The sequence below is a fragment of the Streptomyces sp. NPDC059785 genome (genome assembly GCF_042732375.1).
In the GTDB taxonomy this organism is placed as follows: domain Bacteria; phylum Actinomycetota; class Actinomycetes; order Streptomycetales; family Streptomycetaceae; genus Streptomyces.
On the sequence record NZ_JBHWHV010000044.1, the window covers coordinates 53,789 to 68,794 of the forward strand.

General features: G+C 71.4%; 10 protein-coding genes. 4 read left to right on the forward strand and 6 right to left on the reverse strand.

The genetic code is table 11. The features are described from left to right. Positions 1-26: 26 nt before the first annotated feature. Both ACFV6E_RS28990 and ACFV6E_RS28995 read right to left on the reverse strand, forming a co-directional pair. Positions 27-677: a TetR/AcrR family transcriptional regulator gene (locus ACFV6E_RS28990; RefSeq protein ID WP_385160071.1), complete on the reverse strand. Its 651-nt coding sequence runs from the start codon at positions 675-677 to the stop codon at positions 27-29. A gap of 15 nt (positions 678-692) precedes the next feature. After that, entirely contained in the window at positions 693-1,484 is a 792-nt protein-coding gene (locus ACFV6E_RS28995; RefSeq protein WP_385160073.1) for an SDR family oxidoreductase, read from the reverse strand. Between the two features lie 131 nt (positions 1,485-1,615). Here ACFV6E_RS28995 and ACFV6E_RS29000 point away from each other — a divergent pair, with 131 nt between their 5' ends. Together ACFV6E_RS29000 and ACFV6E_RS29005 are read left to right on the forward strand one after the other, a co-directional pair. Then, complete coding sequence (locus ACFV6E_RS29000) at positions 1,616-2,851, forward strand: acyl-CoA dehydrogenase family protein (RefSeq protein ID WP_385465593.1); 1,236 nt, start codon at positions 1,616-1,618, stop codon at positions 2,849-2,851. Between the two features lie 189 nt (positions 2,852-3,040). Next, positions 3,041-4,060 (forward strand): acyl-CoA dehydrogenase family protein, encoded by a 1,020-nt coding sequence (locus tag ACFV6E_RS29005; RefSeq protein WP_385160077.1) that lies wholly within the window; start codon positions 3,041-3,043, stop codon positions 4,058-4,060. Here ACFV6E_RS29005 and ACFV6E_RS29010 read toward each other — a convergent pair. Further along, entirely contained in the window at positions 4,038-5,708 is a 1,671-nt protein-coding gene (locus ACFV6E_RS29010; RefSeq protein WP_385160079.1) for a cytochrome bc complex cytochrome b subunit, read from the reverse strand. The two genes, ACFV6E_RS29005 and ACFV6E_RS29010, sit on opposite strands and share 23 nt — an antisense overlap. A gap of 106 nt (positions 5,709-5,814) precedes the next feature. Continuing rightward, positions 5,815-6,534, reverse strand: coding sequence for a vWA domain-containing protein (locus tag ACFV6E_RS29015; RefSeq protein ID WP_385160081.1), 720 nt, complete (start codon positions 6,532-6,534; stop codon positions 5,815-5,817). A 337-nt stretch (positions 6,535-6,871) separates the two neighbouring features. Between ACFV6E_RS29015 and ACFV6E_RS29020 the strand changes: the two genes are divergently transcribed. Both ACFV6E_RS29020 and ACFV6E_RS29025 read left to right on the forward strand, forming a co-directional pair. Further along, on the forward strand, positions 6,872-7,747 hold the full coding sequence (locus ACFV6E_RS29020; protein WP_385465614.1) for a rhomboid family intramembrane serine protease: 876 nt from the start codon (positions 6,872-6,874) through the stop codon (positions 7,745-7,747). A gap of 77 nt (positions 7,748-7,824) precedes the next feature. Next, entirely contained in the window at positions 7,825-8,697 is an 873-nt protein-coding gene (locus tag ACFV6E_RS29025; protein WP_385160083.1) for a chitosanase, read from the forward strand. 136 nt (positions 8,698-8,833) lie between these two features. On the opposite strand, the gene ACFV6E_RS29030 is transcribed toward ACFV6E_RS29025, so the two are convergent. Together ACFV6E_RS29030 and gltB are read right to left on the reverse strand one after the other, a co-directional pair. Beyond that, on the reverse strand, positions 8,834-10,294 hold the full coding sequence (locus tag ACFV6E_RS29030) for a glutamate synthase subunit beta (protein WP_385465596.1): 1,461 nt from the start codon (positions 10,292-10,294) through the stop codon (positions 8,834-8,836). Continuing rightward, complete coding sequence (gene gltB / locus ACFV6E_RS29035) at positions 10,287-14,882, reverse strand: glutamate synthase large subunit (RefSeq protein WP_385160087.1); 4,596 nt, start codon at positions 14,880-14,882, stop codon at positions 10,287-10,289. Before gltB ends, ACFV6E_RS29030 begins: the two co-directional genes overlap by 8 nt. Positions 14,883-15,006 lie beyond the last annotated feature (124 nt).

A 15,006-nucleotide genomic window follows, 5' to 3' on the forward strand; every position in this document is an offset into this window, starting at 1 on the left:
GGATCGGATGTCGCGTCAGATGTCGCTCACGTGCCGTGTGACGGACCGTGCGAGGTGCCGTGTGCCGTGTCGCGCAGGGAGATGCCCTCCAGCACCATCGACAGGTACTGCCGGGCGATCTCCTCGGGGCTGTGGTGTCCGCCGGGCCGGTACCAGGACGCGGCGACCCACACGGTGTCGCGCACGAACCGGTAGGTGAGCCGGATGTCCAGGTCGGCCCGGAAGACCTCGGCCGAGACGCCGCGTTCCAGCGTGCTGAGCCACGCCTTCTCGAACCTGCGCTGCGACTCGGCGAGGAAGGCGAACCGCGCCTGCGCGGCGAGGTGCCTGGACTCCTTCTGGTAGATCGCGACGGCGGCCCGGTGCCGGTCGATCTCCCGGAAGGACTCGGTGACCAGGGCTTCCAGGGTTTCTCTCGGCCCGAGTCCGGCCGCGAGGACGGTGTCGTAGCCGTCCCACAGCTCGTCGAGGAAGGTCCGCAGGATCTCCTCCAGCATCGATTCCTTGGAGTCGAAGTGGTAGTAGAGGCTGCCCGCGAGCATGCCGGCGTGGTCGGCGATCTTGCGTACGGTGGTGGCGTTGTAGCCCTGTTCGGCGAAGACCTCGGCGGCGGTGCCGAGGAGTTGCCGGCGCCGCTCCGGCACGGCGGTCACCTGGGGCTTCTTCTTGGTAGGCACGGACCCATTGTCCTGCTAGGCATGCTGGCTGCTGACCGAGACGACCTCGCCCGTCAGGTACGACGAGTAGCCGGAGGCCAGGAACACGATCACGTTGGCCACCTCCCAGGGCTCCGCGTACCGTCCGAAGGCCTCGCGCGCGGTGAGTTCGGCGAGCAGGTCCGGCGTGGTGACCTTCGCGAGGTGCGGGTGCAGGGCGAGGCTCGGCGCGACGGCGTTGACCCGCACGCCGTACTCGGCGGCCTCGACGGCGGCGCACCGGGTGAGCGCCATGACCCCGGCCTTGGCGGCGGCGTAGTGGGCCTGCCCCGGCTGGGCGCGCCAGCCCAGTACGGAGGCGTTGTTGACGACGACTCCGCCGCGGCCGTGCCGCCGGAGCAACCGGAGCGCGGCCCGGGTGCAGCGGAACGTCCCGTTCAGCGTGACGTCGAGGACCTTGGTCCACTGCTCGTCGGTCATGTCGGCGAGGGTGGCGGTGCCGCCGAGTCCGGCGTTGTTGACCACGATGTCCAGGCCGTCGTGGCGCTCGTCGGCGAGCGCGAAGAGGGCGCCGACCTGCGCCTCGTCGGTCACGTCGCAGGGCAGCGCGGCGATGTTGGCGGCGCCGAACTCCTCGGCGAGCGACGCCTCGTTGTCCCGCAGCCGGCGGACGTGGGCGTCGCCGATGACGACGCGGGCGCCCTCTTCGAGGAAGCGGCGGACGGTGGCTCCGCCGATGCCGGTGCCCGCGGCGGCGGTGACGACGGCGGTGCGCCCCGTGAGCAGTCCGTGCCCCGGTACGTACGCCGGACTCTCGACGTCGCTCATACCGTCACGCTAACCTACCAAACACTTGTTAGGGAAGGCGCCGGAAAAGACCGCTGCCGGACCGCCCCGGGCGACCGCACGCTCCGGCCCGACCGCCCGACCGCCCGACCGCCCGTCGGAAGGTGCCGCCGATGGATCTCACGCACTCCCCCGCCGACGAGGCGTTCCGCGCCGAGGCCGGGGCCTGGCTCGCCGCGCACGTGCCGGCGGATCCGCTGCCGTCCCTGGAGACCGCTTCGGGCTTCGCCGCGCACCGCGACTGGGAGGCCGAACTGGCCGCGGACCGCTGGTCGGTGGTCGACTGGCCGGCGGCGTACGGCGGCCGGGACGCGGGGCTCGTCCGCCGGCTGCTCTTCGAGGAGGAGTACTGGGCGGCGGGCGCGCCGGGCCGGGTCGGGCAGAACGGCGTCAGCCTGCTCGCCCCCGCGCTCCTCGAGCACGGCACGGCCGAGCAGTGCGCGCGCGTGCTGCCGCCGATGGCCCGCGGCGAGACGGTGTGGGCGCAGGCCTGGTCCGAGCCGGAGGCGGGGTCCGACCTGGCCGCGCTGACGTCGCGCGCGGAGCGTACGGACGGGGGCTGGCTGCTGTTCGGGCAGAAGACCTGGTCGTCGCGGGCGGCGTTCGCGGACCGCGCGTTCGGCCTGTTCCGCAGCGATCCCGGGAGCCCGAAGCGGCACCAGGGGCTGACGTACGTGATGTTCGGACTGCGGGCGCGCGGGGTCACCGTGCGCCCCATCGCGCGGCTCGACGGGAAGCCCGCGTTCGCGGAGATCTTCCTCGACGGGGTGTTCGTCCCGGACGAGGACGTGATCGGCGCGCCGGGCGAGGGCTGGCGGATCGCCATGTCGACGGCGGGCGACGAGCGCGGGCTGACGCTGCGCGCCCCGGGCCGCTTCCTGGCCGCCGCCGACCGGCTGGCCGAGCTGTGGCACACCCGCGCCCGGTCGTCGGACGTGGCCGACACCACCCGGTCGTCGGACGTGGCCGATGCCGCTTGGCGCGACCGCGTGGCCGACACCGCCCTGCGCCATCGCGTGGCCGACGCCGCCCTGCGCGACCGCGTGGCCGACGCCGTGATCGGCGCCCGTGCCTACCAGTTGTCCGGCTGGGCGCAGGTGTCCCGGCGGGCGGCGGGCGAGCCGCCCGGCCCGGAGTCCAGCATGAACAAAATCTTCTGGTCGGAGCTGGATCTCGCGCTGCACGAGACGGCGCTCGACGTCCTCGGCGCGGACGGCGAACTCGCGGACACCGACTGGTCGCAGGGGTACGTCTTCGCCCTGGCGGGGCCGGTCTACGCGGGCACGAACGAGATCCAGCGCGACATCGTCGCCGAGCGCCTGCTCGGCCTGCCGAAGGGCCGCCGCTGATGCGCTCCCTGCTCGACCTCCCGAAGGGCCGCCGCTGATGCGCTCCCTGCTCGACCTGCCGAAGGGCCGCCGCTGATGTCTTCCCTGCTCGACCTGCCGAAGGGCCGCCGCTGATGTCTTCCCTGCTCGACCCGGCGAAAGGCCGCCGCTGATGTCTTCCCTGCTCGACCCGGCGAAAGGCCGCCGCTGATGCGTTTCCTGCTCGACGCGGAGCAGCGCGCGTTCGCCCGGTCCCTGGACGGGCTGCTGAGCGCCGCGGACACCCCGGCGGTGGTGCGCGCGTGGGCCGCCGGGGACCACGCGCCCGGCCGCGCCCTGTGGTCCCGCCTCGCCGCCGCGGGCGTCTTCGTGCCGGCGGCCCCCGAGGCGTACGGGGGTCTCGGCCCGCTGCCGGTGGAGCTGGCCGTGGCCTTCGTGGAGCTGGGGCGGCACGCGGTGCCGGGGCCGCTGGTGGAGACGGCCGCGGCGGCCGTCCTGCTGGCCGCCCTCGACGAACAGGGCCCGGCGAAGCGGCTGCTCCCGCCGCTGGTCACGGGCGAGTCGGCCGCCACGCTCGCCGTCGGCGACGGGTACGCGCCGGACGGCGACGCGGCGGAGTCGCTGCTGCGCGTGCAGGACGGCGAACTGCGGCTGGCGCCTGGGCACGGGCCGGTCCGCGCGTCGCTCGACCCGGCCCGCCGGCTGACCCGCCTTCTGCCGGACGGCGAACTCCTCGCCGCGGGAGCGCAGGTGGACCGGGCGGCCGGGGCCGCGCTCCGGTGGGCCCGGCTCGCGACCGCCGCGCAGGCGCTCGGCGTCGGCCGGGCGCTGCTCGACCGGACCGTCGCCCACGTCAAGGCCCGGACCCAGTTCGGCGTACCGGTGGGCTCGTTCCAGGCCGTCAAGCACCGGCTCGCCGACGCGAGGACGGCGCTGGAGTTCGCGCGGCCGATGCTCTTCGGCGCGGCGGTGACGATGGACCCCGGGGACGTCGCCGCCGCGAAGGTCATGGCGTGCGAGGCGGCGTACGCGACGGCGCGGACCGCGCTCCAGTCGCACGGCGCGATCGGTTACACCGCCGAGTACGGCCTGTCGCTGTGGCTGACCAAGGCGCGGGCGCTGCGCACGGCGTGGGGCACCCCGTCCGAGTGCCGCGCCGACGTCCTCGCGGCACGGTCACCCGGTTCCCTCGGTCCCTCCGGCCCCCTCAGTGGTGCTCGCCGCCCGTGAGCTCCCGGTGTTCGAGGTACTCCTCCTCGGTGGGCTTCTCGATGTAGGTGCCGGGCCCGTACATGGCGCGGGCGAGCCGGGCGCGCAGCCGGCGGGAGGGGGCGACGCGGCGGGCCACGCCGTTGCCGTCGACGAGCGGCCCGACCTCGTACGGCGGTGCCTGTTCGTGGCTGGTGAGGGTGTGGAGCTGGGCCTGCGTGAGCGGTTCGTGGACCTCGACGTACTCGCCGTGCGGGAGACGCTTGATGGTGCCGGACTCCCGGCCGTGCAGCACTTTGTCGCGGTCGCGGCGCTGGAGCCCCAGACAGACGCGGCGGGTGACGATGAAGGCGAGCACCGGCGCGACGAAGAACGCGATCCGTACGAACCAGGTGATCGCGTTGATGGACAGATGGAACTTGACGGCCCACAGGTCGTTGCCGCCGCCGACCAGCAGGACCGCATACAGCGTCAGCCAGGCGACGCCGAGTCCGGTGCGGGTGGGCACGTTGCGGGGCCGGTCCAGGAGGTGGTGCTCGCGCTTGTCGCCGGTGATCCACGCCTCGACGAAGGGATAGACGCCGATGGCGGTCAGGATCAGCGGGAAGAGCATGAAGGGGATGAACACGCCGAGCTGGAGGGTGTGGCCCCAGAGGTTGATCTCCCATCCCGGCATCACCCGGATCAGGCCCTCGGAGAAGCCCAGGTACCAGTCCGGCTGCGCGCCGGTGGTGACCAGGTCGGCGCGGTAGGGGCCGAAGGCCCACACGGGGTTGATCGTCGCGATCGCGCCCATGACCGACAGCGCCCCGAAGACGAGGAAGAAGAACCCGCCGGCCTTGGCCATGTAGACCGGCATGAACGGCATGCCGACGACCGACTTCTGGGTCTTTCCGGGCCCGGGGTACTGGGTGTGCTTGTGGTAGACGACCAGCGCGATATGGGCGACGAGCAGTCCCAGGATCAGTCCCGGCAGCAGCAGCACGTGCAGCGGGAAGAACCGCGGGATGATGTCGTTGCCGGGGAACTCCCCGCCGAAGAGGAAGAAGGAGATGTACGTCCCCACCAGCGGGATCGACAGGATCGCGCCCTGGGAGAAGCGGACGCCGGTGCCGGAGAGCAGGTCGTCGGGGAGCGAGTAGCCGGTCAGGCCGGTGATGAGGGCGAGCATCAGCATCAGCCAGCCGAACACCCAGTTGATCTCACGGGGCTTGCGGAACGCGCCGGTGAAGAACACCCGCATCATGTGCACGAGGATCCCGGCGATGAAGACCAGGGCGGCCCAGTGGTGGATCTGCCGGATCAGCAGCCCGCCGCGTACGTCGAAGCTGATGTCGAGCGTCGACTCGTAGGCGCGGGTCATGGTGATGCCGTTGAGCGGTTCGTACGAGCCGTTGTAGACGACCTCGACGCCGCTGGGCTCGAAGAACAGGGTGAGGTAGATGCCGGTGAGGATGAGGATGACGAAGCTGTAGAGGCAGATCTCGCCGAGCATGAAGGACCAGTGGTCGGGAAAGACCTTGCGCATGAACGACTTGCCCAGGCCGTAGACGCCGAGGCGTGCGTCCGCCCAGTCCGCGGCCCGTTCGCCGCGGCTCGTCTGCCGGGGCCGTCCGTCCCGCGAGACCCCCACCACGGCCCGGCCGGGTTCGATCCGTCGTGCGCCCATGACACGCTCCCCTCGGATCACCCCAGGGTGCCATGTGCCCTCGGGTAAGCCAACGGGGCGCCGGGTCGCGGGAGTTGACCTTGCGCCACGGTCCCGCCGGAGCGGTTCAGCGCAGGATGTCCCGCGCCCGCGCCGCCGCGAGCCACTGCGGGAACTCGCTGACCAGCCGGTCGTACAGCTCCGCGTCGGAGACCTCGCGCGGGTCGGCCCCGGCGTGGAAGAACCCGGCGTTGTCGACGATCCGCTTCTGCGGCACGGCCAGTTCGTCCAGCTTGCGCAGGAAGTCGAACTGCTTGCTGCCGGGGTCGCCGAAGCCGATGAACTGCCAGAACAGCGGCAGCTTCGCGGCCTTGCACAGATACCGCTCGGCGGCGAGCTTGTTGATCGGGCCGCCGTCGGTCTGGAAGACCACGAGCGCGGGGTCCTTGGAGCCGCTGTCGAGGTAGTGGTCGATGACGGCGTCCATGGCGAGGTGGTAGCTGGTCTTGCCCATGTGCCCGAGCCCGGACACGATGCGCTCGATCCGGCCCTCGTGGCCGGCCAGGGCGATGTCGGTGACCGCGTCTATGTCGGTGGAGAAGAAGACGACCGGAACCGTGCCGTCGTCGTCGAAGTGCGCGGCGAGGCCCAGCACCCGGTCGGCGAGCGCCTGCACGCTGCCGTCCTTGTAGTAGGGCTTCATCGAACCCGAGTAGTCGACCACGAGGTAGACGGCGGCCCGCTGCCCGTTCAGCCCGTGCTTGGCCAGGGAAACCCCGGCGCTCTTGTACAGGCTGACCAGCGCGGGTGCGGTCTCCTCCACCTTGGTGAGGCTGATCCCGGGCATGCGGGGCTCCCTTCGCGGTGCGGCGCGCGTGCGGTACGTGTGCGGTGACGCGGTGATCGAAAGGCGAGATTACGTCACCGCCGCCGGACCGCCCCTCCCGAGTCCCGCCCCGTCCACCGACTTTCGCTATTTTGTTCCCCGCAGCCCCACCGGCTCACCGTCCCCGTATCACCCCGTATCACCCCGCATCACCCCGCATCCCCGAGGAGCCGGCGTGGCATCGCCCGAGACCCCCGAGACCCCTGAAGCCCCCAACGAGACCCCTCAAGCCCCCAAGACGCCCGGAACCCCCGAGCCACCGAGCCCTCCCGTCACCACCTGCTACCGCCACCCCAAGGTGGAGTCGTACGTGCGCTGCACCCGCTGCGACCGCTTCATCTGCCCGGACTGCATGCGCGAGGCGGCCGTCGGCCACCAGTGCGTGGAGTGCGTGCAGGAGGGCGCCCGCTCGATACGGCAGCCCCGTACCGCCTTCGGCGGGCGGATCACGGCGAAGCCCCTGGTGACGTCGGTGCTGATCGGGCTCAATGTGCTGGCCTACGTGGCCGAGCTGGTGCGCCCGGCGGTGGTGGACCGGTTCGCGATGCTCGGCATCGGCCTCGCCGGGCCGGACGGCGGGCACTACGTCTGGCAGGGCTACGAGTTCCCCGGCTTCCGTATCGAGGGCGTCGCGGGCGGCGAATGGTACCGGCTGCTGACCGGGGCGTTCCTCCATCTGCCGCCCACCGAGGGCACGTTCGGGCTGCTCCACATCATCATGAACATGGCCTCGCTGTGGAGTCTGGGCCGGGTCGCCGAGGCGCAGCTCGGCCGGGCCCGTTATCTCGCCCTGTATCTGCTGTCGGCGCTCGGCGGCTCGGTCGCGGTCATGCTGCTCGCGCCGGGGGACGGCGCGCTCGGCGCGTCGGGGGCGATCTTCGGTCTGGGCGCCGCGTACTGGGTGCTGGCCCGTCGGCTGGGCGCGGACATGCGCGGCGTCAACCGGTTCATGGCGTATCTGCTGCTGTGGCTGGTGATCTCCGCGGCCGTCACCTCCTGGCAGGGGCACCTGGGCGGGCTGGTGACGGGCGGCGCGGTGGCGCTGGCGTACGCGTACGCGCCCCGCGGCGGGCGCCGGACGGCGGTCCAGGCGGGCGCCTGCGTGGCGGTGCTGGTGCTGCTCGTGGTACTGACCGTGGTCAAGTCGCAGGAACTGACGGGCGGCGCGATCTGACGGGAGCTCCGGGGGTGGGCAGCCGTCCTGCCCCGGCCGTAGGCTGCGGTCCTGCCCCCGGCCGTAGGCTGCGGGGCATGAGACGACCCGTCGGCACGTTGATCGCCGTCGTGACCCTGCTGGCCGCGGTGACGGTCTGGGCGCTCTGGCCCGAACGCGCACCGGCGCACGACAGCGTACCCGCGCCCGACAGTGCATCAGCGCACGACAGCGCACCGGTGCGCGGCAGCGCCTCCGCCGCGCCTGCCGGGCTCGCCGCCCCCGACAAGAAGGAGCTGGCCCAGCGGATCGTGTCGAGCGCCGAGAACTCCTCGCTGGACTGGCGCGCCCAGTACGGCTACGTCGAGGACATCGGTGACGGCCGGGGCTACACCGCGGGCATCATCGGCTTCACCACCGGCACCCACGACGTGCTCACCCTCGTCGAGGAGTACACCGGGGACCACCCGGACAACGGGCTGGCCCGCTATCTGCCCGCACTGCGGAAGGTCGACGGCACCGACTCGCACGCGGGCCTGGACGGCTTCCCGGCGGCCTGGCGCGCGGAGGCCCGCGAGACCGCCTTCCAGAAGGCACAGGACCGGCTGCGCGACCGGGTCTACTTCGATCCGGCGGTCGAGCGCGCCAGGCGCGACGGCCTCGGCACGCTCGGGCAGTTCGTCTACTACGACGCGATGGTGATGCACGGCCCCGGCGGCGGCCGCGACGGCTTCGACACCCTGCGCGCCCGCGCCGTGGCGGAGGCCGACACCCCGGCCGAGGGCGGCTCTGAGAAGGCGTACCTGGACATCTTCCTCGACATCCGCCGCAAGGCCATGAAGTCCTCCACGGACCACCGCGACACCACCCGAATCGACACGGCCCAACGCCGCTTCCTCTACGCGGACAACCTGGACCTGGACACGCCGCTGACGTGGCAGGTGTACGGGGAGACGTACCGGGTGCCGTGAGGGCCCGGGTCCGGGAGCCGTCCGGACATGGCGCGGCGCCTGCCGTCGTCCGGTCGGGGACAGGGCAGGCGCCGCGTTCAGTTCCGTACGCCTTTGTACGGGACGTCAGGTGGGGTGGTGCTGTACCGCTCCCGGGTCAAACCATCAGGGAGCGGTCCGTGGGGCGGATGGGGGCCGGGAGGTCGCTGGCACCGGTCAGGAAGCGGTCGACGCCGCGGGCGGCCGAGCGGCCCTCCGCGATGGCCCAGACGATGAGCGACTGGCCGCGGCCCGCGTCACCGGCCACGAAGACGCCGGGGACGCTGGTCTGGAAGTCGGCGTCGCGGGCGATGTTGCCGCGCTCGTCGAGGTCCACGCCGAACTGCTCGACCAGGCCGTTCTCCCGGTCGGTGCCGGTGAAGCCCATGGCGAGGGTGACGAGCTGGGCGGGGATCTTGCGCTCGGTGCCCGGCTTCGGGGTCAGCTTGCCCTTGATGAACTCCACCTCGACGAGGTGCAGCCACTGGACGTTGCCGTCCTCGTCGCCCTCGAAGTGGGTGGTGTTGACGGAGTAGACCCGCTCACCGCCCTCCTCGTGCGCGGAGGTGACCTTGTAGAGCATGGGGAAGGTCGGCCAGGGCTGGTTCGCGTTCCGGTCCTCGCCCGGGCGCGGCATGATCTCCAGCTGGGTGACGGAGGCGGCGCCCTGGCGGTGGGCGGTGCCCACGCAGTCGGCGCCGGTGTCACCGCCGCCGATCACGACGACGTGCTTGCCCTCGGCGGTGATGGGAGGCGCCACGAAGTCGCCCTCCTGCACCTTGTTGGACAGCGGCAGGTACTCCATGGCCTGGTAGATGCCGGTGAGCTCGCGGCCCGGGACGGGCAGGTCGCGGGCGGTGGTGGCGCCGGCCGCGACGACCACGGCGTCGTACCGCTTGCGCAGCTTCGCCGCGTCGATGTCCCGGCCGATCTCGACACCGGTGCGGAACTTGGTGCCCTCCGCGCGCATCTGCTCGATACGGCGGTTGATGTGCCGCTTCTCCATCTTGAACTCGGGAATGCCGTAGCGGAGGAGTCCTCCGATGCGGTCCGCGCGCTCGTAGACGGCGACGGTGTGGCCCGCCCGGGTGAGCTGCTGGGCGGCGGCCAGTCCTGCGGGTCCGGAGCCGATGACCGCGACGGTCTTGCCGGACAGGCGCTCGGGGGCCTGGGGCCGGACGTCGCCGGTGTCCCACGCCTTGTCGATGATGGAGACCTCGACGTTCTTGATGGTCACCGGCGGCTGGTTGATGCCGAGGACGCACGCCGACTCGCACGGGGCGGGGCACAGCCGGCCCGTGAACTCCGGGAAGTTGTTGGTGGCGTGCAGCCGCTCGGAAGCGGCGGTCCAGTCCTCGCGGTAGGCGTAGTCGTTCCACTCGGGGATCAGGTTCCCCAGCGGACAGCCGTTGTGGCAGAACGGGATGCCGCAGTCCATGCACCGGCTGGCCTGCTTGCTGATGATCGGCAGCAGGGAGCCGGGGACGTAGACCTCGTTCCAGTCCTTGACGCGCTCGCCGACGGGACGGGTCTCGGCGACCTCGCGCCCGTGGTTGAGAAAGCCCTTGGGATCAGCCATTGGTCGCCGCCTCCATCATCTTCTCGGTGATCTCGGTCTCGGTGAGACCGGCTCGCTCGGCGGCGTCCTTGGCGGCGAGCACTGCCTTGTACGTGCTGGGGATGATCTTGCTGAAGCGGTCCACGGCCGTGTCCCACTCGGCGAGGAGCTTCTCGGCCACGGTCGAGCCGGTCTCCTCCTGGTGGCGGCGCACGACGTCGTGCAGCCACTGCTTGTCCGCGTCGTCCAGCGCCTCGACCGCGGAGATGTTGCCCGCGTTGACGTTGTCGCGGTCCAGGTCGATGACGTACGCGATGCCGCCGGACATGCCGGCCGCGAAGTTGCGGCCCGTCTCGCCGAGGACGACCGCGTGACCGCCGGTCATGTACTCGCAGCCGTGGTCGCCGACGCCCTCGGAGACGACCAGCGCGCCGGAGTTGCGGACGCAGAACCGCTCGCCGGTGCGGCCGCGCAGGAACAGTTCGCCGCCGGTCGCGCCGTAGGCGATGGTGTTGCCCGCGATGGTCGAGTACTCGGCGAGGTGGTCGGCGCCCCGGTCGGGACGGACGATCACCCGGCCGCCGGAGAGGCCCTTGCCGACGTAGTCGTTGGCGTCGCCCTCCAGGCGCAGCGTGACACCGCGCGGCACGAAGGCGCCGAAGGACTGGCCCGCGGAGCCGGTGAAGGTGATGTCGATGGTGTCGTCGGGCAGGCCCGCGCCGCCGAACTTCTTCGTCACCTCGTGGCCGAGCATGGTGCCGACCGTGCGGTTGATGTTGCGGATCGCGACCTGCGCGCGGACCGGCTGGGCGTCGGTCACGTCGTTCGCGGCGAGGGCGTCGGCGGCGAGCTTGATCAGCTCGTTGTCGAGCGCCTTCTCCAGGCCGTGGTCCTGGACGGTGATCTGGTGGCGGACGGCGCCCTCGGGCAGCTCGGGCACGTGGAAGAGCGGGGTCAGGTCCAGGCCCTGCGCCTTCCAGTGGTTCACGGCGCGGGTCACGTCGAGGTGCTCGGCGTGGCCGACGGCCTCCTCGATGGAGCGGAAGCCCAGCTCGGCGAGGAGTTCGCGGACCTCTTCGGCGATGAACTCGAAGAAGTTGACGACGAACTCGGCCTTGCCGGCGAACCGCTCGCGCAGCACCGGGTTCTGCGTGGCGATGCCGACCGGGCAGGTGTCCAGGTGGCAGACGCGCATCATGACGCAGCCGGAGACGACGAGCGGCGCGGTCGCGAAACCGAACTCCTCGGCGCCGAGCAGCGCGGCGATGACGACGTCACGGCCGGTCTTCAGCTGGCCGTCGGTCTGTACGACGATCCGGTCGCGCAGACCGTTGAGCAGCAGCGTCTGCTGGGTCTCGGCGAGACCGAGCTCCCAGGGGCCGCCCGCGTGCTTCAGCGAGGTGAGCGGCGAGGCACCCGTACCGCCGTCGTGGCCTGAGATCAGCACGACGTCCGCGTGGGCCTTCGACACACCGGCCGCGACCGTGCCGACGCCGACCTCCGAGACCAGCTTGACGTGAATCCGCGCCTTCGGGTTCGCGTTCTTCAGGTCGTGGATCAGCTGGGCCAGGTCCTCGATGGAGTAGATGTCGTGGTGCGGCGGCGGGGAGATCAGACCGACGCCGGGGGTGGAGTGCCGGGTCTTGGCCACCCACGGGTAGACCTTGTGGCCGGGCAGCTGGCCGCCCTCGCCGGGCTTGGCGCCCTGGGCCATCTTGATCTGGATGTCGTCGGCGTTGACCAGGTACTCGCTGGTCACGCCGAAGCGGCCGGAGGCGACCTGCTTGATCGACGAACGGCGCGCCGGGTCGTACAGGCGGTCCGGGTCCTCGCCGCCCTCGCCGGTGTTGGACTTGCCGCCGAGCTGGTTCATCGCGATGGCGAGGGTCTCGTGGGCCTCGCGCGAGATGGAGCCGTAGGACATGGCGCCGGTGGAGAACCGCTTGACGATCTCGGAGACCGGCTCGACCTCGTCGATGGAGATCGAGGGCCGGTCGGACTTGAAGTTGAACAGGCCGCGCAGCGTCATCAGCCGCTCGGACTGCTCGTTCACCCGGCCGGTGTACTTCTTGAAGATGTCGTAGCGGCGGGTGCGCGTGGAGTGCTGGAGGCGGAAGACCGTCTCGGGGTCAAACAGGTGCGGCTCGCCCTCGCGGCGCCACTGGTACTCGCCGCCGATCTCCAGGGTGCGGTGCGCGGGCGCGATGCCGGAGGCGGGGTACGCCTTGGCGTGGCGGGCGGCGACCTCCTGGGCGATCACGTCGAGACCGGCGCCGCCGATCTTCGTCGTGGTGCCGCTGAAGTACTTCTCCACGAACGCGTCGTCCAGGCCGACGGCCTCGAAGACCTGCGCGCCGCGGTAGGAGGCGACGGTGGAGATGCCCATCTTGGACATGACCTTCAGCACGCCCTTGCCGAGCGCGTAGATCAGGTTCCGGATGGCCTGCTCGGCCTCGATACCGGGCAGGAACGTACCGGCCCGGACCAGGTCCTCGACGGACTCCATCGCCAGGTACGGGTTGACTGCGGCGGCGCCGAAACCGATGAGCAGGGCGACGTGGTGGACCTCGCGGACGTCACCGGCCTCGACCAGCAGGCCCACGTGGGTGCGCTGCTTGGTGCGGATGAGGTGGTGGTGGACGGCGGCGGTGAGCAGCAGCGACGGGATCGGCGCGTGCTCGGCGTCGGAGTGCCGGTCGGAGAGGACGATCAGGCGGGCGCCGTTGCCGATGGCGGCGTCGGCCTCCGCGCAGATCTCCTCGATGCGGGCGGCGAGGGCGTCGCCGCCGCCGCCGACCCGGTACAGGCCGGACAGCGTCGCGGCCTTCATGCCGGGCATGTCGCCGTCGGCGTTGATGTGGATGAGCTTGGCCAGCTCGTCGTTGTCGATCACCGGGAAGGGCAGGGTGACGCTGCGACAGGACGCGGCGGTCGGCTCCAGGAGGTTGCCCGCGGGGCCCAGCGAGGAGCGCAGCGAGGTGACGAGCTCCTCGCGGATGGCATCCAGCGGCGGGTTGGTGACCTGCGCGAAGAGCTGGGTGAAGTAGTCGAAGAGCAGCCGGGGGCGCTCGGACAGGGCGGCGATCGGCGAGTCGGTGCCCATGGAGCCGATCGGCTCGGCGCCGGCCTTGGCCATCGGCGCGAGCAGGACGCGCAGCTCCTCCTCGGTGTAGCCGAAGGTCTGCTGGCGGCGGGTGACCGAGGCGTGGGTGTGCACGATGTGCTCGCGCTCGGGGAGGTCGGAGAGCTCGATCTCGCCGGCCTCCAGCCACTCCTCGTAGGGCTGCTCGGCGGCGAGGGACGCCTTGATCTCGTCGTCCTCGATGATGCGGTGCTCGGCGGTGTCCACCAGGAACATGCGGCCCGGCTGGAGGCGGCCCTTGCGGACGACCTTCGAGGGGTCGATGTCGAGGACGCCGACCTCGGAGCCGAGGACGACGAGCCCTTCGTCGGTGACCCAGTAGCGCCCGGGGCGCAGGCCGTTGCGGTCGAGGACCGCGCCGACCTGGGTGCCGTCGGTGAAGGTGACGCAGGCCGGGCCGTCCCAGGGCTCCATCATCGTGGAGTGGTACTGGTAGAAGGCGCGCCGGGCCGGGTCCATGGAGTCGTGGTTCTCCCACGCCTCCGGGATCATCATCAGCACGGAGTGCGGCAGGGAGCGGCCGCCGAGGTGGAGCAGTTCCAGGACCTCGTCGAAGGACGCGGAGTCGGAGGCGTCCGGCGTGCAGACGGGGAAGATCCGGTCCAGGTTCTCGTTCTCGCCGAAGAGCTTCGAGGCGAGCTGGGACTCGCGGGCGCGCATCCAGTTGCGGTTGCCCTTGACCGTGTTGATCTCGCCGTTGTGCGCGACGAAGCGGTAGGGGTGCGCCAGCGGCCACGACGGGAACGTGTTCGTGGAGAAGCGGCTGTGGACCAGCGCGATCGCGGAGGCGAAGCGGCGGTCGGACAGGTCCGGGAAGAAGGGCTCGAGCTGGCCGGTGGTCAGCATGCCCTTGTAGACGATGGTGCGGGCGGACAGCGACGGGAAGTACACGCCGGCCTCGCGCTCGGCGCGCTTGCGCAGCACGAACGCCTTGCGGTCGAGGTCGATGCCCGTCGAGGCCCGGTCGGTGACGAAGAGCTGCCGGAAGGCGGGCATCGTCGAGCGGGCGGTGGCGCCGAGCAGTCCGGGGGCGACCGGGACCTCGCGCCAGCCGAGGACGGTGAGGCCCTCCTCGGCCGCGATCGTCTCGATCTGTGAGACGTAGGCGTCGGTGCCGTCCTCGGGCAGGAAGGCGATGCCTACCGCGTAGGAGCCGGCCTCGGGAAGGTCGAATCCGGCCACGTCACGGAAGAAGGCGTCCGGCACCTGCGAGAGCAGACCCGCGCCGTCGCCGGAGTCGGGCTCGGAGCCGGTGGCGCCGCGGTGCTCCAGGTTGCGCAGGACGGTGAGCGCCTGTTCGACCAGCGTATGGCTGGCTTCGCCGGTGAGGGTGGCCACGAAGCCGACACCGCAGGCGTCGTGCTCGTTGCGGGGGTCGTACATACCCTGCGCAGCAGGGCGAGCATCCATGAAGGACCAGTTCTGGCCATTCGCGGAATGCTGGGACGGCTGGCGCGGCGTACGCATCGGCTCTCCCGTCGTCGTCGTGGCATATGGGGCTGCCGAGGGACGACGTTGGCCCTCTGCGGTGGGTGCAAAATTTCGTGCAGGTTACATGATGGAGCGGTTCTCGGGAAGTGGATACTTCGTT

What these genes read in the sequence shown, in the direction of transcription:
- ACFV6E_RS29000 (WP_385465593.1), top strand. Translation starts at nt 1,616, where the DNA reads ATGGATCTCACGCACTCCCCCGCCGACGAGGCGTTCCGCGCCGAGGCC.
- ACFV6E_RS28995 (WP_385160073.1), bottom strand. Translation starts at nt 1,484, where the DNA reads ATGAGCGACGTCGAGAGTCCGGCGTACGTACCGGGGCACGGACTGCTC.
- ACFV6E_RS29030 (WP_385465596.1), bottom strand. Translation starts at nt 10,294, where the DNA reads ATGGCTGATCCCAAGGGCTTTCTCAACCACGGGCGCGAGGTCGCCGAG.
- ACFV6E_RS29015 (WP_385160081.1), bottom strand. Translation starts at nt 6,534, where the DNA reads ATGCCCGGGATCAGCCTCACCAAGGTGGAGGAGACCGCACCCGCGCTG.
- gltB (WP_385160087.1), bottom strand. Translation starts at nt 14,882, where the DNA reads ATGCGTACGCCGCGCCAGCCGTCCCAGCATTCCGCGAATGGCCAGAAC.
- ACFV6E_RS29025 (WP_385160083.1), top strand. Translation starts at nt 7,825, where the DNA reads ATGAGACGACCCGTCGGCACGTTGATCGCCGTCGTGACCCTGCTGGCC.
- ACFV6E_RS29005 (WP_385160077.1), top strand. Translation starts at nt 3,041, where the DNA reads ATGCGTTTCCTGCTCGACGCGGAGCAGCGCGCGTTCGCCCGGTCCCTG.
- ACFV6E_RS29010 (WP_385160079.1), bottom strand. Translation starts at nt 5,708, where the DNA reads ATGGGCGCACGACGGATCGAACCCGGCCGGGCCGTGGTGGGGGTCTCG.